This is a genomic window from Streptomyces lichenis, assembly GCF_023218175.1.
In the GTDB taxonomy this organism is placed as follows: Bacteria; Actinomycetota; Actinomycetes; order Streptomycetales; family Streptomycetaceae; genus Streptomyces; species Streptomyces lichenis.
In genome coordinates, this window is the sequence record NZ_JALPTH010000015.1 from 87,267 (window position 1) to 109,445 (window position 22,179).

Sequence of the window (22,179 nt, forward strand, 5' to 3'; positions counted from 1 at the left end):
GTCCTCCACCGGGCCCTGGTCCCTCGCGGGGGCTCACGGCCCGGTGAGGACGTGCCGGCAGCCGGCCAGGTCCAGGGTGCGGCCCACCAGCGGGCTGCACGCGATGACCCGCAGCCCGCCGCCCGCCCGCAGGGCCGCGGTGCGCAGGGCGAGCAGGGTGCCGATGCCGGAGGAGTCGAGGAAGGACAGCGGTTCGAGGTCCAGTTCGACCTGGGTGCCGGACAGCGGGGCGAGTGCCGCGATCACCTCCGGGCAGGTGTGCAGGTCGAGCTCGCCGTGCATCCGGGCCAGTACGGGCCGGATGCCGGCGAGGACGTCGATGCGCAGATCGGTGCCCACTGCCGCGGCCTCCCTGGGGTTTTCCGGCCTCGTGTCCGGCCGGGGACGCCGCACACCTCCCGGCACATGATCCGCACAGCCTTCCCGCACCTCCTTCACCCCGCGCGCCCCCGGCGCGCCGCCGTACGGGGTACCGGCGCCGGGTACGGGAACGGCGGTGGAGGACCGCTCGTTACCCCTGGCATGACAGCTATGACCCCCGGCTCGAACATCCCCCTCCCCGTGGCCCGTGTGGCGGTGGACGTCTCCGCGCCCGTGCGGCTCGACGTATCGGGCCTGCTGCTCACCGCCGACGGCAAGGTGCGGTCCGACGACGACTTCATCTTCTACAACCAGCCGTCCGGCCCCGGAGTGACCTACCGCTCGGGCGGCGGCACCGCCCCCGACGCGATCGTGGTGGACACCGCCGCGCTGCCGCCGGGCATCGAGAAGGTCGTGGTCACCGCCAGCCCGGACGCCGCCGGCCAGAGCTTCCAGGGAATCGAGCCCACGGCCACCGTGCGCGGCGCCGACGACGGCTCCCCGCTGGCCACCTTCACCCCGCCGCGGCTGGGCACCGAGACCGCCCTGGTCGTGGTCGAGGTCTATCTGCGCAACGGCGCCTGGAAGGTGCGCGCGGTCGGCCAGGGATACGCGAACGGGCTGGCCGGCATCGCCACCGACTTCGGCGTCTCGGTGGACGAGGAGCCCGCCGCCCCGGCCGCACCCCAGCCCCCGGCGGCTCCGGCCCCGCCCTCGGCCCCGTCCGCGCCGCCGGCCTGGTCCGCCCCGCAGCCGCCCTCCGCCCCGCAGCCGCAGGCCGCCCCGCCCGCTCCCCCGGCGCCCGCCGCCCCGGTCGCGCCGCCGGCCGGCGGGAAGGTCAACCTGGACAAGGGGCGGGTCAGCCTCCAGAAGAACCAGACGGTCTCCCTGGTCAAGGGCGGCCGGCCGCTGCTGTCCCAGGTCAAGATGGGCCTCGGCTGGGAGCCGGCGTACCGGGGCAAGGACATCGACCTGGACGCCTCGGTTATCGCCTACGGACCGCAGCGCAACCACCTGGACAGCTGCTACTTCGGCAAGCTGACCATCCTGGGCGGCTCGGTCAAGCACTCCGGCGACAACCTCACCGGTGAGGGGGCGGGGGACGACGAGGTCATCATGGTGGACCTGGGCCGGCTGCCCGCGGACGTCACCGGGCTGGTCTTCACGGTGAACAGCTTCTCCGGGCAGAAGTTCACCGAGGTCGCCAAGGCGTACTGCCGACTGATGGACGCGGCCAGCGGCGAGGAGCTGGTCCGCTTCGACCTGACCTCCGCCGAGCCGCAGACCGGGGTGATGATGGCCAAGCTGATCCGGCAGTTCTCCGGTGAGTGGGAGATGACCGCGATGGGCGACTTCGTGAAGTCGCGCACGGTCCGCGGGATGGTCAAGCCCGCCGCCCAGGCGCTGTAGGCCGCCGAACGGGACGGTGGACGCCGAACGGCCGGGACCCCGGAAGGGGTCCCGGCCGTTTCCCGGTACGGGATGTTCACCCGGCGAGTGGGCCTCAGCGGGTGGTCAGCATGCCCTCGCGGAGCCGCTTCAGGGTGCGGGACAGCAGCCGCGAGACGTGCATCTGCGAGCAGCCCAGGTGCTCGGCGATCTGCGACTGGGTCAGCTCCTCGACGAACCGCATGTGGATGATCCGGCGGTCCCGCTCGTCCAGCGCGGCGATCAGCGGCGCCAGCGCGTGGAAGTCCTCCACCAGCTCCATGGCGTGGTCCTCGGCGCCGATGAAGTCGGCGAGGGCGGCCTCGCCCTCCTCGGCGCCGTTGATCGCGGCGTCCAGCGAGGAGGAGTTGTAGCCGTTGGAGGCCAGCCGGGCCTCGGTGACCTCCTCCTCGGTGAGGTTCATCAGCTCGGCCAGCTCCTTGACCGTGGGGGTGCGGCCCAGCCGGGTGCGCAGCTCCTCGGTGGCGCGGGCCAGCTCGACCCGGGCCTCCTGGAGGCGGCGAGGCACGTGCACGGCCCAGGAGGTGTCGCGGAAGAAGCGCTTGATCTCGCCCACGATGTAGGGGACGGCGAAGGTGGTGAACTCGACCTCGCGGGAGAGCTCGAACCGGTCGATCGCCTTGATCAGGCCGATCATGCCGACCTGGACGATGTCCTCCATCTCGTCCGCGCCCCGGCTGCGGAAGCGGCCTGCGGCGTAGCGGACGAGGGACATGTTCATCTCGATGAGGGTGTTGCGCGCGTACTGGTACGCGTGCGTGCCCTCCTCCAGGACCGCGAGCTGCTCGAAGAACAGCTTGGACAGGGCCCGTGCGTCCTTGGGCGCCACCTTCATGGGGTCGGCGACCTGCGGCAGCAGCTCCTGGGCGCTGCTGAGCTGGTCGGCCCGTGTCCGCGTCACCGTCGTCACCGTCATGCTCCTTCTGTCCCTCCCTCTACAGGTCGGTCCCCAGTGTCTCGCACGGACCGACGAAGCACCGTCTACCCCGGCCGTTCGAGTGCATGCACACAGATTTCCGACAGGTTTGCCACGGAAGTTTCGACCGGCGTGTTCGAAGGCCCCCCGGCCGACCGGCCGCCGCCCTCTCCCCACCCTCTTCCGTACCGTCCGGGCCCGGCCCTCAGCTCCCGGCCTTGGACCGGGCCTTGAAGGCCGCCTTGCGGGCCTCCTTGGCCATCGCCTTGTCCCGGTGCAGCCGGCCCATGGCCTCCAGCACCTCCGGGGTGGCCGGGTGGTCGACCCGCCAGGCCGCGTCGAAGAAGCCGCCGTGCTGGCCGGTCAGCCCCTCCACCAGGTCCCGCAGCTCCTCCAGGTCCTCGCCGCCGGCCGCGTCGAGCTGGGCCGCGATGGTGTCCACGGCCAGCCAGAAGATCATCGGCTCGGGCGGCGGCGGCACGTCGGCGGCGCCGCGCTCGGCGAGCCAGACCCGGGCCAGCCCGCCGAGCCGCGGGTCGTCCAGCACCTCCCGTACGGCCGGCTCGGCGTCCGCGCCGACCAGGGTGAGGGCCTGCTGGCAGTGCAGCCGGCGCAGCGGGGAGCCGGCGTCGGCGCCCCGGGCGGCGGCCAGCAGGTCCCGGGCGGCCGCGGCCGGGTCGCGGGAGGCGAGCCAGGCCTCGGTCTCGGCCCGTGCGGCGGGCTCCGGGTAGTCGGCGACCCCGGCGAGCAGCGCGTCCGCGTCCTTGCCGGCCAGTTCGCCGACGACCGGGGCGGTCATCCCGGCCTCCAGCAGCCGGGCCCGTACCCCGTACCGGCCGAGCGGGGTCAGCCGGACCATCCCGTACCGCCGTACGTCCTCCTCGTCGAGCTCGTCCAGCGGCCCCGCGGCGGCTCCGGCTCCCCCGGCTCCCCCTTCCGCGTCCTCCTCGTCCTCCTCCGCCATCAGCGCCTCGTCCACCGGCTGGTACTCGACCAGTCCGATCGGCTCCAGCACCCGGAACTGGTCGTCCAGGCGCATCATCGCCTCGGAGACCTGCTCCAGGACGTCGTCGGTGGGTTCGCGCATGTCGTCGGGGACCAGCATGGAGGCGGCGAGCGCGGGCAGCGGGACGGGCGCGTCGGCCGGGCCGCCCTCGGAGACGGTCAGCAGATAGAGGTTGCCGAGGACGGCGTCGAGGAAGTCGGCCTCCCGCTCCGGGTCCCAGTCCAGGGCCCCGAGGTCGATCTCGCCGTCCTCCCCGGTGACGTCCGCGAGGTCGTCCAGAAGCGGGGCGGCGGCGTCGGCGAGGGCGCTCTCCAGGGCGTCCCGCCAGAGCGCCAGCACATCCTGCGGGGCGCCACCGGTCACCAGCGCGAGCAGTTCCCCGGCCACCACCGCCCCCGCGACCTCCCCGTCCGCGTCCGCGTCTCCGTCGCCGTCCGGCTCGGCGACCTCCACCAGCCCGGTGTCCAGGGCGACCCGCCAGGCCTCGCCCGCGTGCGCCTCGCCGTCCTCGTCCGGGATGAGGCCCAGCGCCACGGCCGCCGCGGCGAGTTGGCCCTCGGCGAGTTCGCCGTCGAGGTCGACCCGGGTCTCCGGGTCGGCCCAGCGGGCCAGCCGCACGGCCCGTACCAGCAGCGGGGCGGCGAGCGCGTCCCGTGCGAGCTCCGCCTCGGACGGCAGCCGAACCGGCGGCAGGGTGGGGCGATCCGGCGACATCAGGGTCTCTCCTCAGTGTGTACGGGGTGGGTTTCCCCAGGTGCGGGCCCTCGGGCGCGGGTTCGGGCGCGGGCCGGGCGCGGGTGGGGCGCCCCCAGCGTAGACGTCCCTCGGGTGCCTGCCCGGCAGTTCGCCCGAAGGCCACCCGCCGGACACCCGCGCACCCTTGACAAGTTCCCGCCCATGACCGGAAATTGACGCGCGTAGAGCAATGCGTGGCAGCACTGCGCAGCGCGACGGTCCGCGGTCCACCGCGAGACGTCCGGGATCAGCGGTCCGACCGCCGGCCCCGGGCGGTTCCGGTCGGCGGACCGGCCCGGCGGGCGGCCCACGAGGCAGCCGCCGGGACGCTTCCCACCCTCATAGCAACGGAGCCCCTGTTGACGTCCTCCCACCTGCCGAGAACCGCCGCCGTTCCGGCCGTCATCGCCCTCGCCCTGGCCGCCGGGCTGCTCGCCGGCGCGGGGAGCGCTGCCGCCGACGGCGCGGCCGGCGCGGACCCGGTCCGCATCCACGACATCCAGGGCACCACCCGGATATCCCCGCTCGCCGGGCAGCAGGTCACCGGGGTGACCGGCGTGGTCACCGGGGTGCGGTCCTACGGCTCGCGCGGCTTCTGGTTCCAAGACCCGAACCCGGACGCCGACCCGGCCACCAGCGAGGGGCTGTTCGTCTTCACCAGCTCGGCGCCCGCGGTCAAGGTCGGCGACGCGGTGCAGGTCTCCGGCACGGTCACCGAGTACGTGCCGGGCGGCGCGGGCTCCGGCAACCAGTCGCTGACCCAGCTGACCAAGCCGGTGGTCACCGTGGCCTCCTCGGGCAACGCGCTGCCCGCCGCGGTGGCGATCACCGCCCGCTCGGTGCCGGACGCCTACACCCCGGACGGCGACCCGGCGGCCGGCGGCTCGGTCAACGCCCTGCCGCTGAAGCCCCGCCGCTACGCGCTGGACTACTACGAGTCGCTGGAGGGCGTGAACGTCAAGGTCGGCACCTCGCGGGTGGTCGGCGCCACCGACCCGTACCACGAGCTGTGGGTGACGGTGAAGCCGGACGAGAACGACAACCGGCGCGGCGGCACGGTCTACGGCTCCTACCGGGACCAGAACACCGGCCGCCTGCAGATCCAGTCGCTGGTCCCGGTGGCCGAGCAGCCCTTCCCGAAGGCGGACGTCGGCGACCGGCTGACCGGCACCACCGAGGGCCCGCTGGACTTCAACCAGTTCGGCGGCTACACCCTGACCGCCCGCACCCTGGGCACGGTGCAGGACCGCGGCCTGGAGCGCGAGGTGACGCGCAAGCAGCGCTCCGGTGAGCTGGCCGTGGCCACGTACAACGTGGAGAACCTGGACCCGACCGACCCGCAGGAGAAGTTCGACGCGCTCGCCGAGGCGGTCGTCGCCAACCTCTCCTCGCCGGACATCCTCGCCCTGGAGGAGATCCAGGACGACAACGGGGCGAAGAACGACGGCACGGTGGCGGCCGGTGCGACGGTCCGCACGTTCACCGAGGCGATCAGGGCGGCCGGCGGACCGGCGTACGAGTGGCGCTCGATCGACCCGGTGAACAACGCGGACGGCGGCGAGCCCGGCGGCAACATCCGCCAGGTGTTCCTGTTCAACCCGGCCCGGGTGTCCTTCACCGACCGCGGGGCCGGTGACGCGACCACCGCGACCGGTGTCGTACGGGAACGGGGCAAGGCGGCGCTGACCCACTCCCCCGGCCGGATCGACCCGGCGAACGCCGCCTGGGAGGCCAGCCGCAAGCCGCTGGCCGGTGAGTTCTCCTTCCGCGGCCGCACGGTCCTCGTCATCGCCAACCACTTCGGCTCCAAGGGCGGGGACGAGTCGCTGGTCTCGCACCGCCAGCCGCCGAACCGCTCCTCCGAGGTCAAGCGCCTGGCGCAGGCGCAGGCGGTGAACGCCTTCGTCAAGGAGGTGCGGAAGGCGCAGCGCTCCGCGGACGTGGTGGTCCTCGGCGACATCAACGACTTCGAGTTCTCCGCGACGACGAAGGCGCTGACCGACGGCGGGGCCCTGCGCGCCGCCGTGAAGTCCCTGCCCCGCTCGGAGCGCTACTCCTACGTCTACCAGGGCAACAGCCAGGTGCTGGACCAGATCCTGACCAGCCCCTCGATCCGCGACTTCGACTACGACAGCGTGCACATCAACGCCGAGTTCGCGGCCCAGGACAGCGACCACGACCCCCAGGTCCTGCGCTTCCGCCCGTAGCCGGCAGCCGGTAGCCCGGCCGCTTCCGCCGGTTCACCCGGGTCCGGGTCACTCGCCCGCGCGCAGGCTCAGCGCGGGCGAGAACCGGCGGAAGCGGCTGTCGGCCATGCCCGGGAAGGTGCGGACCCGCAGCCACTGCGGGCTGTCGTTGCCCACCCCGCGCGGCCCGTCGAGGGCGTCGGCGTGGTGCCGCGCGCTCTCCCACTCCGCGTAGTTGAGCATCCGGGTGCCGTCCAGGCTCGTGTGGAAGGTGGCCGAGATCCCGCCCGGATGCGGTCCGGCGCCGGAGTCGGCGTCAGCGGCGAGGGCGTCCAGCACCCCGTCCACCCACCGCCGCACCCGCTCCCCGTCCGGCCCGTCGAACTCCACCTCCACCGCCACCACACACCCCGGCGCCGCCCCTTCCCCGCCCATCCCGACGGACCGGTACACCTCGTACGAGGTCGGCTCGGTCCGCTCGATCCCGGGCACCGCCGCGTCGACCTCGGCCACCCGCTCGTCCCGCCCCCGCCGGACGAAGCCCTGGTAGTCCTCCTCGCTCGCCCACTGCCCGTAGTGCAGCAGGCTCTCGCCGTCCTCCCCCACCAGCACGGTGTACGACAGCGGCCCCGGCGCGGGCCAGGGCCGGCTCCGCCAGGCCCGTCCGATCGCCTCCACCACGGCCCGCTGCCGCTCCGGCGTCCCCACCCGCCAGATGCTCACCTTGACCACGCCGACGCCCGGGCGGTCCAGCCGGGGACGGGCATACGGGTCGCTGACCACGGATCCTGCGGACATGACGGCCTCCTCAGCGCGGCCCGCACCCCGACGGTGCGGGTTTCCCGCGTCGACCCCCATCCTCAAAGGTCAACCACACTTGAGGTCAACTGCCTCCATGGCAAAGGGCCGCCCGTTTCCCTCCGCGTCAACGGACGGGAAACGGACGGCCCCTGGCGGCATGCGGCACACGCCGCATCCTCATCCGGTACCTGGCGGCGTCAGCCCGGCCAGTTGCCGGTCACCCGGCGGACACCGACCGCGCCGCTGCGGTCCACCGCGGCCTTGACCACGGCGAAGATCGCGCCCTGGATGGCGGCCGCCAGCAGGATCTCCTTCCAGGTGCGCTCCTCGTCCATGGCGTCCGGAGCGTCCCCGTCACCGACGACCGCCCAGGTGCGGTTGAACACCGTGCTGGCGATGGCACCGCCCGCCATACCCAGCGCGAGGCCGACCGGGCGGTACAGCAGCTTCTGCTTTTTCTTCTTCTTCGACTTCGGAGGCTTGGGCGCCTTCGAACCGGCCACTGAGCTCATCCCCACTTCCCGTGCGCACCGCACTTACGCTGCGTCTTCCGCTTCAACTTCTTCAACTGCTTCGCGAACGGCGACGTCGGCTTCCGCTTCACCCGCACGGCCTTCACCTGCGCGGCCTTGGCCTGCGCCGCCTTCGCCTGCTTCAGAAGCTCGGCCTTGACCAGCTCCGCCTTGTGCAGCTCGGCCTTCAACTGCTCCGCCGTCAGCCGCTCCACCTTCAGGTGCTTCGGCTTCAGCTGCTGGGGCTTCACCTGCCCGCCGCCGCCCCCTCGGCGCTTCAGCCCCCAGATCACCAGCCCGGTGGCCACGGCCACCGCGGCCGCGGCCGCCGCCAGGACCTGCCGGGGGTGCTCGCGCACCGGCTGCGGCGCCTTCTCGTGGACCAGCTGGGCGGCACGCGCCTTCACATCGGTCTTCGCCATCAGCTGGTCGAGGGTCTCGCCCAGCTCGGCCCGCTTCTGGGCCGCCTCCAGCCGTAGCTGGTCCGGGCCCGGGCTCTTCGCGCTGTCGCTCATCGGTGGACCTTCTCCTTGAGCTCGTGGACGTCCGACCGCACCCCGTCGATGGCCCGCTCGGGCTTCGGCGGTACGGCCTGCTTGAGCTCCTTGCGGCCGAGCAGGGCGAGAACCCCTGCCAGCGCCAGGAACACCACGGTCGCGATCAGCACCGCCAGCCAGACGTCCAGCGGGATCGCCAGCACCGCGGCGAGGGTGGCCCACACCCCGATGAGGCCGACGTAGCCGACGGCCGCCGCGGCCCCCAGCATCCCGCCGCCCTTGCCGGCGCGTTTGCCCTTGAGTGCCAGTTCCGCCTGCGCCGTGCGCATCTCGGTCCTGACCAGGTCGGAGAGCTGTTCCGAGGCCTGCTTGACCAGCTCGCCGACCGACGGTTCTCCGGCCATCGGGTCGCCTCCCATCTCGTACGGGGAGGCTCCGGGTACCCCGCCGCCCGGCTCCCATACCCCGGGGCCGGCCGACGACCGTTCAGCAACACTTGAGTGTGGTGCGAGCAGATCCAAGTGGACCTCCCGCCTTGCCGGAGCCGAGACCGCCCCGCATGCTTCCTCCCCACGCCGCCGAGCCGGCCCTGACCCGCGCGGCGACTTCCCCTCCGCGGGCGATGCGCTGCTGGTGGGCTGGATCGGGATGGCCGGGTTCGGCGGCTAGGGCATCGCCCTGGCGGTCGCGGCCCGTGCGTAGGGGCTGCGGACGCGTCCCAGCCGCCGGAGGGTGCGACCGGCGGGCGGCCCGTCAGTGGCCCACTGACCGGCCATCCGACGACCGGGCTCAGTTGTGGCTGTGCAGGATGTCGTTGAGGCCGCCCCAGACCGCGTTGTTGGGGCGGGCCTCCACGGTGCCGGTGACCGAGTTGCGGCGGAAGAGGATGTGGGAGGCGCCGGACAGCTCGCGGGCCTTGACGACCTGGCCGTCGGGCATGGTGACCCGGGTGCCCGCGGTGACGTAGAGGCCGGCCTCGACCACGCACTCGTCGCCCAGCGCGATACCGACACCCGCCTCGGCGCCGATCAGGCAGCGCTCGCCGACGGAGATGCGGACGTTGCCGCCGCCCGACAGGGTGCCCATGGTGGAGGCGCCGCCGCCGATGTCGGAGCCGTCGCCGATGACGACGCCCGCGGAGATGCGGCCCTCGACCATGGAGGTGCCCAGGGTGCCGGCGTTGAAGTTGACGAAGCCCTCGTGCATCACGGTGGTCCCGGCGGCCAGGTGGGCGCCGAGGCGGACCCGGTCGGCGTCGGCGATCCGGACGCCCTTGGGGGCCACGTAGTCCGTCATCCGCGGGAACTTGTCGATGCCGGTGACCTGGAGGTGCAGGCCCTCCGCGCGGGCGTTGAGCCGGACCTTCTCCACGTCGTCCACGGCGACCGGGCCGAGGCTGGTCCAGGCCACGTTGGCGAGGAGGGCGAAGACGCCGTCCAGGTTCTGGCCGTGCGGCCGGACCAGGCGGTGGCTGAGCAGGTGCAGGCGCAGCCAGACGTCATGGGTGTCCAGCGGCTTGTCGTCCAGGGAGCCGATGACCGTGCGGACCGCGACGACCTCGACGCCGCGCCGGGCGTCCACGCCGATCGCCTTGGCCGCGCCCTCCCCCATGAGGTTGGCGGCCTCGTCGGGGGTGAGCCGCTCGGTCCCGGCCGGGCCCGGCTGGTCGCTCAGCTCGGGCGCCGGGAACCAGGTGTCGAGGACGGTGCCGTCACCGGCGATGGTGGCGAGGCCGGCGGCGACCGCGCCGGTGCTACGAGGTGCAGAAGTCATGTGTGAAACCTAACCGGCGGGCCGGGTGCCGGGCGAACCGGTCTCAGGGGACGGGAGGGGTACGGGGGCGGGGCCCGCCAACCGAGACGGCCCGCCGCCCGGAAGCGGCCCGCCAATCGAATCGGCCCGCCGCCCGGAAATGGCCCGCCAACCGAAACGGCCCGCCGCGTACGACCGGGAACGGAGAACGGCCCCGCCCCCGGGGATGAACCCAGGGGCGGGGCCGTACGTGTACGAGGCGGACCTCAGACGTTGAAGCCCAGCGCGCGCAGCTGCTCGCGGCCGTCGTCGGTGATCTTGTCCGGGCCCCACGGCGGCATCCAGACCCAGTTGATCTTCAGCTCGTTGACGATGCCGTCGGTGGCGGACTTCGCCTGGTCCTCGATGACGTCGGTCAGCGGGCAGGCCGCCGAGGTGAGCGTCATGTCGAGGGTGGCGATGTTGGCGTCGTCGATGTGGATGCCGTAGATCAGGCCCAGGTTGACGACGTCGATGCCCAGCTCGGGGTCGACCACGTCGTACAGGGCCTCGCGGACCTCCTCCTCGGAGGCCGGCTTCATGGCCACGGAGGCGGCGGCGGTCTCGGGGGCGGTGTTCTCGGTCATACGGTCTTCCTCTCCGCGTCCCGGCCCAGTGCCTGGGCGGTCGCGTCCTTCCAGGCCATCCAGCTCAGCAGGGCGCACTTGACCCGGGCGGGGTACTTGGAGACACCGGCGAACGCCACCGCGTCCTCCAGCACCTCCTCCATGGCGTCGTCCGGCTCGATGCGGCCCTTGGACTGCATCAGCTCCAGGAAGACGCCCTGGATCTTCTCCGCCTCGGCCAGCTCCTTGCCGACCAGCAGTTCGTTCAGCACGGAGGCCGAGGCCTGGCTGATGGAGCAGCCGTGCCCCTCGTACGAGACGTCCGCGACGCGGGAGCCGTCGTACCGCACCCGCAGCGTGATCTCGTCGCCGCACGTGGGGTTCACGTGGTGCACCTCGGCGTCGCCGTCCCGCAAGCCCCGCCCGTGCGGGTTCTTGTAGTGGTCCAGGATGACGTCCTGGTACATGGAGTCCAGCTTCACGCGTACCTCAGTCCCTCATCCGAAGCAGTCATCTCATCCGACGAAGTCATCATCACGTCGTCAGCCGAAGAAGTTGCGGACGTGCTCCAGGCCCTCGACCAGGGCGTCCACCTCGGCCGGCGTGGAGTACAGATAGAACGACGCTCGCGTGGTCGCGGGAATTCCGTACCGCAGGCAGACCGGGCGGGCGCAGTGGTGGCCGACCCGGACGGCGATGCCCTGCTCATCGAGGACCTGGCCCACGTCGTGCGGGTGGATGTCGCCGAGGGTGAAGGAGATCGCCGCGCCGCGGTCCTCCGCGGTGGCCGGGCCGATGATGCGCAGGTCCGGCACCTCGGTGAGGCGCTTGATCGCGTACTCGGTGATCGCGTGCTCATGGCGCGCGATGTTCTCCATGCCGATGGAGGCGAGGTAGTCCACGGCCGCGCCGAGGCCGACGGCCTGGGCGATCGGGGGCGTGCCGGCCTCGAACTTGTGCGGGGCGGGGGCGTAGGTGGAGGAGGACATCGAGACGGTCTCGATCATCTCGCCGCCGCCGAGGAACGGGGGCAGGTCCTCCAGCAGCTCCTGGCGGCCCCAGAGCACGCCGATGCCGGTCGGGCCGCACATCTTGTGGCCGGTGAAGGCCACGAAGTCGGCCTGGAGCGCCTGGACGTCCAGCACCATGTGCGGGGCGGCCTGGGAGGCGTCGATCAGGACCAGGGCGCCGACCTCCTGGGCGCGGCGCACGATGGCCTCGACCGGGTTGAGGGTGCCGAGGATGTTGGAGACCAGCACGAAGGAGACGATCTTCGTCTTCTCGGTGATGACCTCCTCGATGTTCGACAGGTCCAGGCGGCCGTCGTCGGTGAGGCCGAACCACTTCAGCTTCGCGCCGGTGCGCTGCGAGAGCAGCTGCCACGGGACGATGTTGGAGTGGTGCTCCATCTCGGTGATGACGATCTCGGTGTCCCGGTCGACCCGGTACGGCTCGTCGGCCCAGCCGAGCATGTTGGCCACGAGGTTCAGCGACTCGGAGGCGTTCTTGGTGAAGATCACCTCGTCGCGGCTGGGCGCGTTGACGAAGGCGGCGACCTTGTCGCGGGCGCCCTCGTAGAGCGCGGTGGCCTCCTCGGCCAGCACATGGACGCCGCGGTGCACATTGGCGTTGTGCTGCTCGTAGTACTCGCTGAGCACGTCGATGACCTGGCGCGGGGTCTGGGAGGTCGCGGCGTTGTCCAGGTAGACGAGCTTGCGGTCGTCGTGCAGGACGCGGTCGAGGATCGGAAAGTCCTTGCGGATCGCCTCGGTGTCGAGGAGTCCCGGCAGCTGGATCACGCTGCTCCCCTTTCGGTGGTCCGGACGCTGGTGCCGCCCGGGTGGGCGCCCGCGAGGCGCACCCGCTGGACGCGGGCCGGGTGGTGCGGGCGGGTGGCCTCGCGGACTCGGCTCACTGGGCGGTGCCGCCCTTCGTGTACGCCTCGTAGCCCTCGGCCTCCAGCTTGTCGGCCAGCTCGGGGCCGCCCGACTCGGCGATCCGGCCGCCGGCGAAGACATGGACGTGGTCGGGCTTGATGTACCGCAGGATGCGGGTGTAGTGCGTGATCAGCAGGGTGCCGGTGTCGCCGGACTCGCGGACCCGGTTGACGCCCTCGGAGACGATCCGCAGGGCGTCCACGTCGAGGCCGGAGTCGGTCTCGTCCAGGATCGCGATCTTCGGCTTGAGCAGCTCCAGCTGGAGGATCTCGTGGCGCTTCTTCTCACCGCCGGAGAAGCCCTCGTTGACGTTCCGCTCGGCGAAGGAGGGGTCCATGTTCAGCCGCTCCATGGACTCCTTCACCTCCTTGACCCAGGTGCGGAGCTTGGGGGCCTCGCCGCGGATGGCGGTGGCGGAGGTGCGCAGGAAGTTGGAGACGGAGACGCCGGGGACCTCGACCGGGTACTGCATGGCGAGGAAGACGCCGGCGCGGGCCCGCTCGTCGACGGACATCTCCAGCACGTCCTCGCCGTCGAGGGTGACGGTGCCGCTGGTGATCGTGTACTTGGGGTGGCCGGCCAGCGAGTAGGCGAGGGTCGACTTGCCGGAGCCGTTGGGGCCCATGATGGCGTGGGTCTCGCCCTGCTTCACGGTGAGGTCGACGCCCTTGAGGATCTCCTTGGTGGCGTTGTCGGCCTCGACGGAGACGTGCAGGTCGCGGATTTCAAGCGTTGCCATGGGTGACTCAGGACTCCTGGGTGACGGAGACGAGCACATCGTCCCCTTCGATCTTTACGGGGTACACGGGGACGGGGCGCGTCGCGGGTAGGCCGGACGGCTTGCCGGTGCGCAGGTCGAAGCTGGAGCCGTGCAGCCAGCACTCGATGGAGCAGTCCTCGACCTCCCCCTCGGAGAGGGAGACGTTGGCGTGCGAGCAGATGTCGTTGATGGCGAACACCTCGCCGTCGGTGCGCACGACGGCGACCGGGGTGCCGTCGAGCTCGACCCGGCGGGGGGTGTCGTCCTCCAGCTCGCTCAGCCCGCAGGCCCGGACGAAGGGCATCAGAGGGACGCCTCCAGCTCGGCCTCGATCTTGTCGATCAGGCGCTCCTGGACGTCGGGCACGCCGATCTGCTGGACCAGTTCGGCGAAGAAGCCGCGGACGACGAGGCGGCGGGCCTCGGCGGCCGGGATGCCGCGGGCCATCAGGTAGAACAGCTGCTCGTCGTCGAAGCGGCCGGTGGCCGAGGCGTGGCCGGCGCCGGCGATCTCGCCGGTCTCGATCTCCAGGTTGGGCACGGAGTCGACGCGGGCGCCGTCGGTGAGGACCAGGTTGCGGTTGAGCTCGTAGGTGTCGGTGCCCTCGGCGGCGGCCCGGATGAGCACGTCGCCGATCCACACCGCGTGCGCCGCCTCGCCCTGCAGCGCGCCCTTGTAGGCGACGTTGGAGGTGTTGTGCGGCTTGTTGTGGTCGACCAGCAGGCGGTGCTCGTGGTGCTGGGCCCTGTCGGTGAAGTACAGGCCGAACAGCTGGGCCTCGCCGCCGGTGGCCGCGTAGGTGACCCGCGGGTGGAGTCGGACCAGGTCGCCGCCGAAGGTGACGATGACGGACTTGAAGGAGGCGTCCCGGCCGACCAGCGCGTTGTGCTGGCCGACGTGGACGGCCTTCTCGTCCCAGTCCTGGATGGAGACCACGGTGAGCTTGGCGCCGTCGCCGATCAGGTAGTCGACGTTGGCGGCGAGCACGCCGGTGCCGGTGTGGTCGATGACCACGACGGCCTCGGCGAAGGCGCCGAGCTCGATGACCTGGTGGCCGTAGGCGGTCTCGCCGGTGCCCTGGACGGAGATCCGGATCGGCTCGGTGAGCACGGTCTCCTTGGGCACGGTGATGACGGAGGCCTTCTCGACGGCGGAGTAGGCCTGGGCGGCGACCCGGTCCACCGGGGTGCCGGCCTTGCCGAGGCGGGCGTCGCCGGCCCCGACGGTCTCCACGGTGACGCCCTCGGGGGCCTCCACCTCGACGCGGACGCCGTCGCGGACGGCGATGGCGGTGCCGTCGTGCAGTCCGCGCAGCCGCTCCAGCGGGGTGAACCGCCACTCCTCCTCGCGGCCGTGCGGGACGGGGAAGTCCGCGACGTCGAAGGAGGGGGGCGCGCTCATGCGCGTGGCGACGGTGGACTCGGCGGCCACCGCGATCGAACCGGCGGTGGTGGAGCCCACCGGGATTGAAGCCTCAGCCATGGCTGTCGTGTTGCTCTCTTCCTGCGTAGCCGCGTCGCCGCGGAACTGGTCGGGGCGACGCGTGCGGTGTACGGGGACGGGGGCCGGCGGGCGGCATGGGCGCCGCCCGCCGCGGCGGCCGGCGGGTCAGCCGACCGAGCCCTCCATCTGCAGCTCGATCAGCCGGTTGAGCTCCAGGGCGTACTCCATGGGCAGCTCCTTGGCGATCGGCTCGACGAAGCCGCGCACGATCATCGCCATCGCCTCGAACTCGGAGAGGCCGCGGCTCATCAGGTAGAAGAGCTGGTCCTCGGAGACCTTGGAGACGGTGGCCTCGTGGCCCATGGAGACGTCGTCCTCGCGGACGTCGACGTAGGGGTAGGTGTCCGAGCGGGAGACGGTGTCCACCAGCAGCGCGTCGCACAGCACGTTGGACTTGGCGCCGGGGGCGCCCTCGCCGATCTCGATCAGGCCGCGGTAGGAGGTGCGGCCGCCGCCCCGGGCCACCGACTTGGAGACGATGTTGGAGGAGGTGTTCGGCGCCATGTGGACCATCTTGGCGCCGGCGTCCTGGTGCTGGCCCTCGCCCGCGAAGGCGATGGACAGGGTCTCGCCCTTGGCGTGCTCGCCCATCAGGTAGACGGCCGGGTACTTCATGGTCACCTTGGAGCCGATGTTGCCGTCGACCCACTCCATGGTGGCGCCCTCGTAGGCGACGGCGCGCTTGGTGACCAGGTTGTAGACGTTGTTCGACCAGTTCTGGATGGTCGTGTAGCGGCAGCGGCCGCCCTTCTTGACGATGATCTCCACCACCGCGCTGTGCAGCGAGTCGGAGGAGTAGATCGGGGCGGTGCAGCCCTCGACGTAGTGGACGTAGGCGTCCTCGTCGACGATGATCAGCGTCCGCTCGAACTGGCCCATGTTCTCGGTGTTGATCCGGAAGTAGGCCTGGAGCGGGATGTCCACGTGCACGCCCTTCGGCACGTAGATGAAGGAGCCGCCGGACCACACCGCGGTGTTCAGCGAGGCGAACTTGTTGTCGCCGACCGGGATGACGGTGCCGAAGTACTCCTGGAAGAGCTCCGGGTGCTCCTTCAGCGCGGTGTCGGTGTCCAGGAAGATGACGCCCTGGGCCTCCAGGTCCTCGCGGATCTGGTGGTAGACGACCTCGGACTCGTACTGGGCGGCGACGCCGGCGACCAGGCGCTGCTTCTCCGCCTCGGGGATGCCGAGCTTGTCGTAGGTGTTCTTGATGTCCTCGGGCAGGTCCTCCCAGGAGGCGGCCTGCGCCTCGGTGGACCGCACGAAGTACTTGATGTTGTCGAAGTCGATGCCCGACAGGTCGGAGCCCCAGCTCGGCATGGGCTTCTTGTCGAAGAGGCGCAGACCCTTCAGCCGCAGCTTCAGCATCCACTCGGGCTCGTTCTTCTTGCCGGAGATGTCGCGGACGACAGCCTCGGAGAGTCCGCGCTTGGCGGCGGCACCGGCCGCGTCCGAGTCGGCCCAGCCGTACTCGTACCGACCCAGGCCCTCAAGCTCGGGGTGGCTGATCTCGGTGGTCATGCGGGGTTCCTCCCGGCCGTGCTGGCAGATGCGGATGCAATGCGTGATGTCGTGCGTGGTGCGGTGCTCGGTGCGGATGGTGCGGCTCTGGTGGCGGCCTCGTCCTCGGCCGCGGTCGGCGCGGTGTGCGGGATGTACGTGGTGCACACCCCGTCGCCGTGCGCGATGGTGGCCAGCCGCTGGACATGGGTGCCGAGGAGGCGGGAGAAGACCTCGGTCTCCGCCTCGCACAGCTGCGGGTACTCCCCGGCGACATGGGCCACCGGGCAGTGGTGCTGGCACAGCTGCTGCCCGACCGGCGCCGTGCGCGCGGTGGCAGCGTACCCGTCCTCGGTGAGCGCCTTGGCGAGCGCGGCGGCGCGCTCCTGGGGCGGGGCCGCCTCGACGGCCTCCCGGTAGCGCTCCGCCTGGGACTCGACGCGGTCCCGGGCGAAGGCGGCCACGGCCGCCTCGCCGCCGGCGTTCTGCTCGATCCAGCGCAGGGCGTCCACCGCGAGCGCGTCGTAGGACTGGTCGAAGGCGTCCCGGCCGCAGTCGGTCAGCGCGAACACCTTGGCCGGCCGGCCGCGGGTGCGGGCGCCGTAGACCCGCTGCTCGCGCGGGGCGACGGTGCCGTCCGCGACGAGCGCGTCGAGGTGGCGCCGGACGGCGGCCTGGGTGAGCCCGAGCCGCTGGGCCAGCTCCGCCACGGTGGACGGGCCGTGGTCCAGCACGGAGCGCACGACGCGGTTGCGGGTGGACCGCTCACCGGTCGTGATCTCCTCCGCTGGCGCCGCGGAAGCCTCACCGACGTTTTTCACAACGCCATTGTTGCGTAATTCGCGGGGACGTGACAAGCCGCACAGGGATCATCGTGCGGTGGAGTGCGTCACTAAGGGAAACCTAACCTGACCTGCGGAAACGATCACCTGGGCGCATTCTCGCAGGCCGGAGGCGGTGCCCGGTTTGCCCCGGTCGGGTGATCGGGGGCAGGGCCGGGTGGACCTGCGCACGGCCTTCCGAGCACCGCCCCGCCCTCTTCGCCGCCCCTCCCGCCTCCTTAGACTTCCGGCATGCGATACGAGTCCGTCGTCCAGGTCCGGGGCCTGGTCAAGCGGTACGGGTCGAAGACCGCGGTGGACGGCCTCGACCTCGACGTCCGGGCGGGCACCGTGACCGCCGTGCTGGGGCCCAACGGGGCCGGCAAGACCACCACCGTGGAGACCTGCGAGGGCTACCGACGCCCGGACGCCGGCACCGTCCGGGTGCTCGGCCTCGACCCGGTGGCCGACGCCGCCCGGCTGCGCCCCCGGGTCGGGGTGATGCTCCAGTCCGGCGGCGTCTACTCCGGCGCCCGGGCCGAGGAGATGCTGCGCCACATGGCGAGGCTGCACGCCCATCCGCTGGACGTGGACGCGCTGATCGAGCGCCTGGGCCTCGGCTCCTGCGGGCGCACCAGCTACCGCCGGCTCTCCGGCGGCCAGCAGCAGCGGCTCGCCCTGGCCATGGCCGTGGTCGGCCGCCCCGAGCTGGTCTTCCTGGACGAGCCCACCGCCGGTCTTGACCCGCAGGCCCGCCGGGCCACCTGGGAGCTGGTCCGCGAACTGCGCGCCGACGGCGTCACCACCGTGCTGACCACGCACTTCATGGACGAGGCCGAGCAACTGGCGGATCAGGTGGCGATCATCGACGCGGGCCGGGTGATCGCCCAGGGCTCCCCCGAGGAGCTGTGCCGGGGCGGCGCCGAGAACACCCTGCGCTTCACCGGCCGCCCCGGTCTCGACCTGGGCGCCCTGCTCACGGCGCTGCCCGACGGCACCGCCGCCGCCGAGCTGAGCCCCGGCGTGTACCGGGTCTCCGGCACCATCGACCCCCAGCTGCTGGCCACCGTCACCTCCTGGTGCGCCCAGGCCGGGGTCATGCCGGACGCCCTCTCGGTGGAGCGGCACACCCTGGAGGACGTCTTCCTGGAACTGACGGGCAAGGAGCTGCGGTCGTGAGCGGTGGTACGGAGAAGGCTTCCGGCGGTACGGGTACGAGCGGGGGAGCCGGTACGGGCACGGGTGCCTTCGCGCCCCGGCCGGGCGCGGCCCCGGTCGGCCGGATGATCGCCGCGCAGGCCGCGCTGGAGACCCGGATGCTGCTGCGCAACGGCGAGCAGCTGCTGCTCACCGTCGTCATCCCCACCCTGCTGCTGGTGCTGTTCTCCACCGTGGACATCGTGGACACCGGTTCGGGTGAACCGGTGGACTTCCTGGCCCCCGGGGTGCTGGCGCTCGCGGTGATGTCCACCGCCTTCACCGGGCAGGCCATCGCCACCGGCTTCGAACGGCGCTACGGGGTGCTCAAGCGACTGGGCGCCTCCCCGCTGCCCCGCTGGGGCCTGATGACCGCCAAGACGCTGGCGGTGCTGGTCACCGAGGTGCTCCAGGTGCTGCTCCTTGCGGCCATCGCCCTGGCGCTGGGCTGGTCCCCGCACGGCAACCCCCTCGCCGTACTCCTGCTGCTGGGCCTCGGCACCGCCGCGTTCTCCGGGCTGGGGCTGCTGATGGCGGGCACCCTGCGGGCCGAGGCCACGCTCGCCGCCGCCAACCTGGTCTTCCTGCTGCTGCTGGTCGGCGGCGGGGTGATCGTGCCGCTGGAGAAGTTCCCCGGCGGGGTGCGCGCGGTGCTGGAGCTGCTGCCGATCTCGGCGCTGTCGGACGGGCTGCGGGAGGTGCTCCGGCAGGGGGCCGCCCTGCCGCTGGGCGCGCTCGCGGTGCTGGCGGTGTGGGCGGTGCTCTCGCTGGGCGCGGCGGCCCGCTTCTTCCGCTGGGAGTAGGCCGTACCGGACTGGGAGGAAGCTCACCCTCCCGGGCCGACCCCCTCGTGAATCCATGCACAAGCGGCGGCCTACCATGGGGCGCGTGCTGACCCCCCTCGCCTTCATCGCCCAGCGCTGGACCCCGTCCCCCCGCGCGCTCCGGCGCGCCGCGCTCTCCGCCGTCGTGATGAGCGTGCTCATCATCGTCACCGGCGGGGCGGTCCGGCTGACCGGCTCGGGCCTCGGCTGCGACACCTGGCCCAAGTGCACCGACGACAGCCTGTTCGCGACGCCCGCGCAGGGTCTGAACGGGGCGATCGAGTTCGGCAACCGGATGCTGACCTATGTGCTGTGCGCGGCGGTCGGCTGGGCCATCATCGCCGCGCGCTCGGCCAAGCCCCGCAGGCGGCAGCTGTCCCGGCTCGGCTGGGCGCAGTTCTTCGTGGTCATGGGCAACGCGGTGCTCGGCGGGATCACCGTCTGGATGGGGCTCAACCCCTGGACCGTGGCCGGGCACTTCCTGCTGGCCAATGTGCTGCTGACGGTCGCCACGATCACCTGGGTGCGGACCGGCGAGGGCGACGCCCCGGCCCGGCCGCGGGTGCCCAGGCCGGTACGGAGGCTGGCGCAGGTGCTGGTCGCGGTGACCGCCGTACTGGTGGTCGCCGGCACCACGGTCACCGGGTCGGGCAAGCACGCGGGCGACAGCAGCGACGTCCCCCGGATGCCGTTCGACTTCGTGGCCGCGGCCCATGTGCACGCGATCACCGCCTGGGTGGTGTGCGCGCTGGCGGTCGCCGTCTTCGTGGCGCTGAAGGTGGTGGACGCCCCGGACGACACCCGGGCCCGCGCCCGGGACCTGCTGCTGGTGCTGCTGGCCCAGGGCGTCATCGGCTATGTCCAGTTCTTCACCGGGGTGCCGGAGATCCTGGTCGGTCTGCACATGCTGGGCTCGGCGCTGCTGTGGATCGCGGTGCTGCGGCTCTTCCTGAGCCTGCGCGAGCGCCCGGTGGCCGCGCCCGGCGCCGTACCGGCCCCCGCGCGGCAGGAGCAGGCCCCGGCCCCCGCCTGAGCGGAGATCGGCGAAGGGCCCGGCCCCACCATCCGGTGGCGCCGGGCCCTTCTTCCTTCCGTCAGGCTTCCGTCAGAGGGTCGTCACCGGGTCAGTTGGGGCGGTCCCCCACCTTGCCGACCACTCCGCGCTCCTGGATGGCGATGGCGTCCAGCAGGGTGCCCTTGGGTCCCATCGGGGTGTCCCGGACCAGGTAGGTGCGGCTGCCGAGGAGGGTGTAGTCCTTGTCGAAGACCCACTCCGTGCGCTCACCATTGCGGCTGTCGCGGACGATGCCGATTCCGTGGCGGCCGGTGGCGTCGGTGGCGTCCGGCGCCGAGCGCACTCCGGGGATGAGGGCGGTGGCGCGGTAGAGCATGGCAGCCGTCTCGGGCGGCATGAGCTTCGCGCAGACCAGGGCGCCGATCTCCTCGAAGACAGCCTGGTCCCGGTCCTCGCTCCGCTGCACCCGGGGCAGCTCGCGCAGCCGCTTCAGCAGCTCCTCCGGGTCGTTGGGCAGCTCGGCGAGCCAGCGGTAGGTGGGCCGGTCGAACCCGGGCGCGGTGCCTCCGGCCGCCTGCGCCTCCACCTCGCCGTTCAGCTGGGTGATCTCGCCGTTTTCCCGGGTGTATCCGATCTTCCTGACCTTGCCGGGCCGCTGCGGGAACCATGCCTCCCACTGGTGCAGTGGTTCGAGGACCGGCTTGCCGCTGGTGAGATCCGCGGCGCGGACCATGCCACGGACGTACACGAAGTCGTTCTCGCCCACCGGCTCGGCGTCCATGGCGAGCGCCACCGTGGAGGCCCGGTCGAGCACCAGCTCGGCCGCCGGGGTCCCGGTGGCCGCCTTCGCCTCCAGGGTGCCGGGGCCGGTCGGCGCCGGGCCGAGGGCGAGGACGGCGGCCAGCGCGCCGGCCACGGCGAGGCCGGCGGCGGGCAGCAGCACGGCGGGGCGGCGCAGCACCGGCCGCCGGGCGGGGGCCGGGGCGGTCGCGTTCCGCTGGTCCTGGTCGATCAGTCGCATCAGACGTTCCTTGTGCAGGTCGTGGGCCCGCTGGGGGAGGTCCGGCGCGATCGGCTCGGGCAGCAGCCGGGCCAGTTCCTTGATCTCGAAGGAGTCAGGGGTGTCGTTCACGCGGGTTCCTCCCGTACGGACAGGGCGGCGAGTGCGGCCCTGTCGATGTCCTCTCCGCGGGCCCGGCCCGGTTCCGATTTCTCCGTCGTCTCCTCGGCGAGTTTCCGCAGCCGGGTGCGGGCCCGGGAGAGCCGGGAGCGCACGGTGCCGACCGGGACGTCCAGGGCCTCGGCGGCCTGCCGGTAGTCGAGCCCGGACCAGACGCAGAGCACCAGCACCTCGCGTTCGGCGGGGCGCAGCCGGCCCAGGGCGCGGTGTACGGCGGCGAGGCGCCGCTCGTCGTCCAGCCGCCCGGCGGTCTCGGCGGCGAAGTCGGCGACCGGGGGCGGGGGCGGCTGGCGGGAGAGGAAGGCGAGCCGTCTGCGCAGCCCGCGGTTGGCGTTGCGGGCCTTGTGGGTGGCGATGCCGAGCAGCCACGGCAGCAGGGGCCCGCCGTCCGGGTCCAGCCGTTCCCGGCCGCGCCAGGCGGCCAGGAAGGTGTCCGACATGACCTCTTCGGCGGTGGACCAGTCGCCGGTCAGTCGCAGGGCGTAGTGGTAGACGGCCCGCGCGTGCTCCTCGTACAGCTCGGCGAACGCGGTGCGTTCGCCGGCGAGGATGCGGGCGCGCAGGCCGCCGCCGTCGTCGTGTTCGGTGTGGCTCACACCCGTGCTCTCTCCGGCGCCGGGGCG

General features: G+C 72.4%; 23 protein-coding genes. 5 read left to right on the forward strand and 18 right to left on the reverse strand.

Going from position 1 to position 22,179, the window contains the following annotated elements; translation table 11 throughout:
• Positions 1-33: 33 nt before the first annotated feature.
• The gene (locus M1O15_RS16750; RefSeq protein WP_248634676.1) at positions 34-339 is read right to left on the reverse strand and encodes an STAS domain-containing protein; all 306 of its coding nucleotides are present in this window, start codon (positions 337-339) and stop codon (positions 34-36) included.
• A 183-nt stretch (positions 340-522) separates the two neighbouring features.
• Between M1O15_RS16750 and M1O15_RS16755 the strand changes: the two genes are divergently transcribed.
• The gene (locus tag M1O15_RS16755) at positions 523-1,770 is read left to right on the forward strand and encodes a TerD family protein (protein WP_248634677.1); all 1,248 of its coding nucleotides are present in this window, start codon (positions 523-525) and stop codon (positions 1,768-1,770) included.
• Between the two features lie 94 nt (positions 1,771-1,864).
• Here the strand turns inward: M1O15_RS16755 and M1O15_RS16760 are convergent, their stop codons facing one another.
• Positions 1,865-2,725 carry an RNA polymerase sigma factor SigF gene (locus tag M1O15_RS16760; RefSeq protein ID WP_248634678.1) on the reverse strand — a complete coding sequence of 287 codons (861 nt, stop codon included), beginning with the start codon at positions 2,723-2,725 and terminating at the stop codon, positions 1,865-1,867.
• Positions 2,726-2,930: 205 nt separating this feature from the next.
• Complete coding sequence (locus M1O15_RS16765) at positions 2,931-4,445, reverse strand: hypothetical protein (protein ID WP_248634679.1); 1,515 nt, start codon at positions 4,443-4,445, stop codon at positions 2,931-2,933.
• Positions 4,446-4,825: 380 nt separating this feature from the next.
• Here M1O15_RS16765 and M1O15_RS16770 point away from each other — a divergent pair, with 380 nt between their 5' ends.
• Positions 4,826-6,673 carry a DUF8508 domain-containing protein gene (locus M1O15_RS16770; protein ID WP_248634680.1) on the forward strand — a complete coding sequence of 616 codons (1,848 nt, stop codon included), beginning with the start codon at positions 4,826-4,828 and terminating at the stop codon, positions 6,671-6,673.
• A gap of 48 nt (positions 6,674-6,721) precedes the next feature.
• Here the strand turns inward: M1O15_RS16770 and M1O15_RS16775 are convergent, their stop codons facing one another.
• From M1O15_RS16775 to M1O15_RS16835, 13 genes are all read right to left on the reverse strand, one after another.
• Complete coding sequence (locus M1O15_RS16775) at positions 6,722-7,450, reverse strand: antibiotic biosynthesis monooxygenase (protein ID WP_248634681.1); 729 nt, start codon at positions 7,448-7,450, stop codon at positions 6,722-6,724.
• A 200-nt stretch (positions 7,451-7,650) separates the two neighbouring features.
• Entirely contained in the window at positions 7,651-7,965 is a 315-nt protein-coding gene (locus M1O15_RS16780; protein WP_282576834.1) for a DUF4235 domain-containing protein, read from the reverse strand.
• Positions 7,962-8,480, reverse strand: a complete 519-nt coding sequence (locus M1O15_RS16785) for a DUF3618 domain-containing protein (protein WP_248634682.1) — start codon at positions 8,478-8,480, stop codon at positions 7,962-7,964. The genes M1O15_RS16780 and M1O15_RS16785 overlap by 4 nt, the downstream gene beginning before the upstream one ends.
• The gene (locus M1O15_RS16790) at positions 8,477-8,866 is read right to left on the reverse strand and encodes a phage holin family protein (RefSeq protein ID WP_248634683.1); all 390 of its coding nucleotides are present in this window, start codon (positions 8,864-8,866) and stop codon (positions 8,477-8,479) included. Before M1O15_RS16790 ends, M1O15_RS16785 begins: the two co-directional genes overlap by 4 nt.
• 385 nt (positions 8,867-9,251) lie before the next feature.
• The gene (gene dapD, locus M1O15_RS16795; RefSeq protein WP_248634684.1) at positions 9,252-10,235 is read right to left on the reverse strand and encodes a 2,3,4,5-tetrahydropyridine-2,6-dicarboxylate N-succinyltransferase; all 984 of its coding nucleotides are present in this window, start codon (positions 10,233-10,235) and stop codon (positions 9,252-9,254) included.
• 245 nt (positions 10,236-10,480) lie between these two features.
• Positions 10,481-10,840 carry a metal-sulfur cluster assembly factor gene (locus M1O15_RS16800; protein WP_372499485.1) on the reverse strand — a complete coding sequence of 120 codons (360 nt, stop codon included), beginning with the start codon at positions 10,838-10,840 and terminating at the stop codon, positions 10,481-10,483.
• The gene (gene sufU / locus M1O15_RS16805) at positions 10,837-11,301 is read right to left on the reverse strand and encodes a Fe-S cluster assembly sulfur transfer protein SufU (protein ID WP_248634685.1); all 465 of its coding nucleotides are present in this window, start codon (positions 11,299-11,301) and stop codon (positions 10,837-10,839) included. Before sufU ends, M1O15_RS16800 begins: the two co-directional genes overlap by 4 nt.
• Before the next feature lie 60 nt (positions 11,302-11,361).
• Complete coding sequence (locus M1O15_RS16810; protein WP_248634686.1) at positions 11,362-12,618, reverse strand: cysteine desulfurase; 1,257 nt, start codon at positions 12,616-12,618, stop codon at positions 11,362-11,364.
• 112 nt (positions 12,619-12,730) lie between these two features.
• Positions 12,731-13,495 (reverse strand): Fe-S cluster assembly ATPase SufC, encoded by a 765-nt coding sequence (gene sufC, locus M1O15_RS16815; protein WP_248634687.1) that lies wholly within the window; start codon positions 13,493-13,495, stop codon positions 12,731-12,733.
• 7 nt (positions 13,496-13,502) lie between these two features.
• The gene (locus tag M1O15_RS16820; protein ID WP_248634688.1) at positions 13,503-13,820 is read right to left on the reverse strand and encodes a bifunctional 3-phenylpropionate/cinnamic acid dioxygenase ferredoxin subunit; all 318 of its coding nucleotides are present in this window, start codon (positions 13,818-13,820) and stop codon (positions 13,503-13,505) included.
• On the reverse strand, positions 13,820-14,998 hold the full coding sequence (gene sufD / locus M1O15_RS16825) for a Fe-S cluster assembly protein SufD (RefSeq protein ID WP_248634689.1): 1,179 nt from the start codon (positions 14,996-14,998) through the stop codon (positions 13,820-13,822). The genes M1O15_RS16820 and sufD overlap by 1 nt, the downstream gene beginning before the upstream one ends.
• 126 nt (positions 14,999-15,124) lie before the next feature.
• Positions 15,125-16,540, reverse strand: coding sequence for a Fe-S cluster assembly protein SufB (sufB, locus tag M1O15_RS16830; protein WP_248634690.1), 1,416 nt, complete (start codon positions 16,538-16,540; stop codon positions 15,125-15,127).
• Complete coding sequence (locus M1O15_RS16835; protein ID WP_248634691.1) at positions 16,537-17,340, reverse strand: helix-turn-helix transcriptional regulator; 804 nt, start codon at positions 17,338-17,340, stop codon at positions 16,537-16,539. Before M1O15_RS16835 ends, sufB begins: the two co-directional genes overlap by 4 nt.
• A gap of 252 nt (positions 17,341-17,592) precedes the next feature.
• Between M1O15_RS16835 and M1O15_RS16840 the strand changes: the two genes are divergently transcribed.
• The 3 genes from M1O15_RS16840 to M1O15_RS16850 all read left to right on the forward strand — a co-directional run bounded on the left by M1O15_RS16840 (position 17,593) and on the right by M1O15_RS16850 (position 20,394).
• Positions 17,593-18,519 carry an ABC transporter ATP-binding protein gene (locus M1O15_RS16840; RefSeq protein WP_248634692.1) on the forward strand — a complete coding sequence of 309 codons (927 nt, stop codon included), beginning with the start codon at positions 17,593-17,595 and terminating at the stop codon, positions 18,517-18,519.
• A 104-nt stretch (positions 18,520-18,623) separates the two neighbouring features.
• Entirely contained in the window at positions 18,624-19,340 is a 717-nt protein-coding gene (locus M1O15_RS16845; protein ID WP_248634749.1) for an ABC transporter permease, read from the forward strand.
• Between the two features lie 55 nt (positions 19,341-19,395).
• Positions 19,396-20,394, forward strand: coding sequence for a COX15/CtaA family protein (locus M1O15_RS16850; RefSeq protein WP_248634693.1), 999 nt, complete (start codon positions 19,396-19,398; stop codon positions 20,392-20,394).
• 91 nt (positions 20,395-20,485) lie between these two features.
• Here the strand turns inward: M1O15_RS16850 and M1O15_RS16855 are convergent, their stop codons facing one another.
• Together M1O15_RS16855 and M1O15_RS16860 are read right to left on the reverse strand one after the other, a co-directional pair.
• Complete coding sequence (locus M1O15_RS16855) at positions 20,486-21,508, reverse strand: CU044_5270 family protein (RefSeq protein ID WP_248634694.1); 1,023 nt, start codon at positions 21,506-21,508, stop codon at positions 20,486-20,488.
• Positions 21,505-22,152: an RNA polymerase sigma factor gene (locus M1O15_RS16860; RefSeq protein ID WP_248634695.1), complete on the reverse strand. Its 648-nt coding sequence runs from the start codon at positions 22,150-22,152 to the stop codon at positions 21,505-21,507. Before M1O15_RS16860 ends, M1O15_RS16855 begins: the two co-directional genes overlap by 4 nt.
• Between the last annotated feature and the right edge of the window lie 27 nt (positions 22,153-22,179).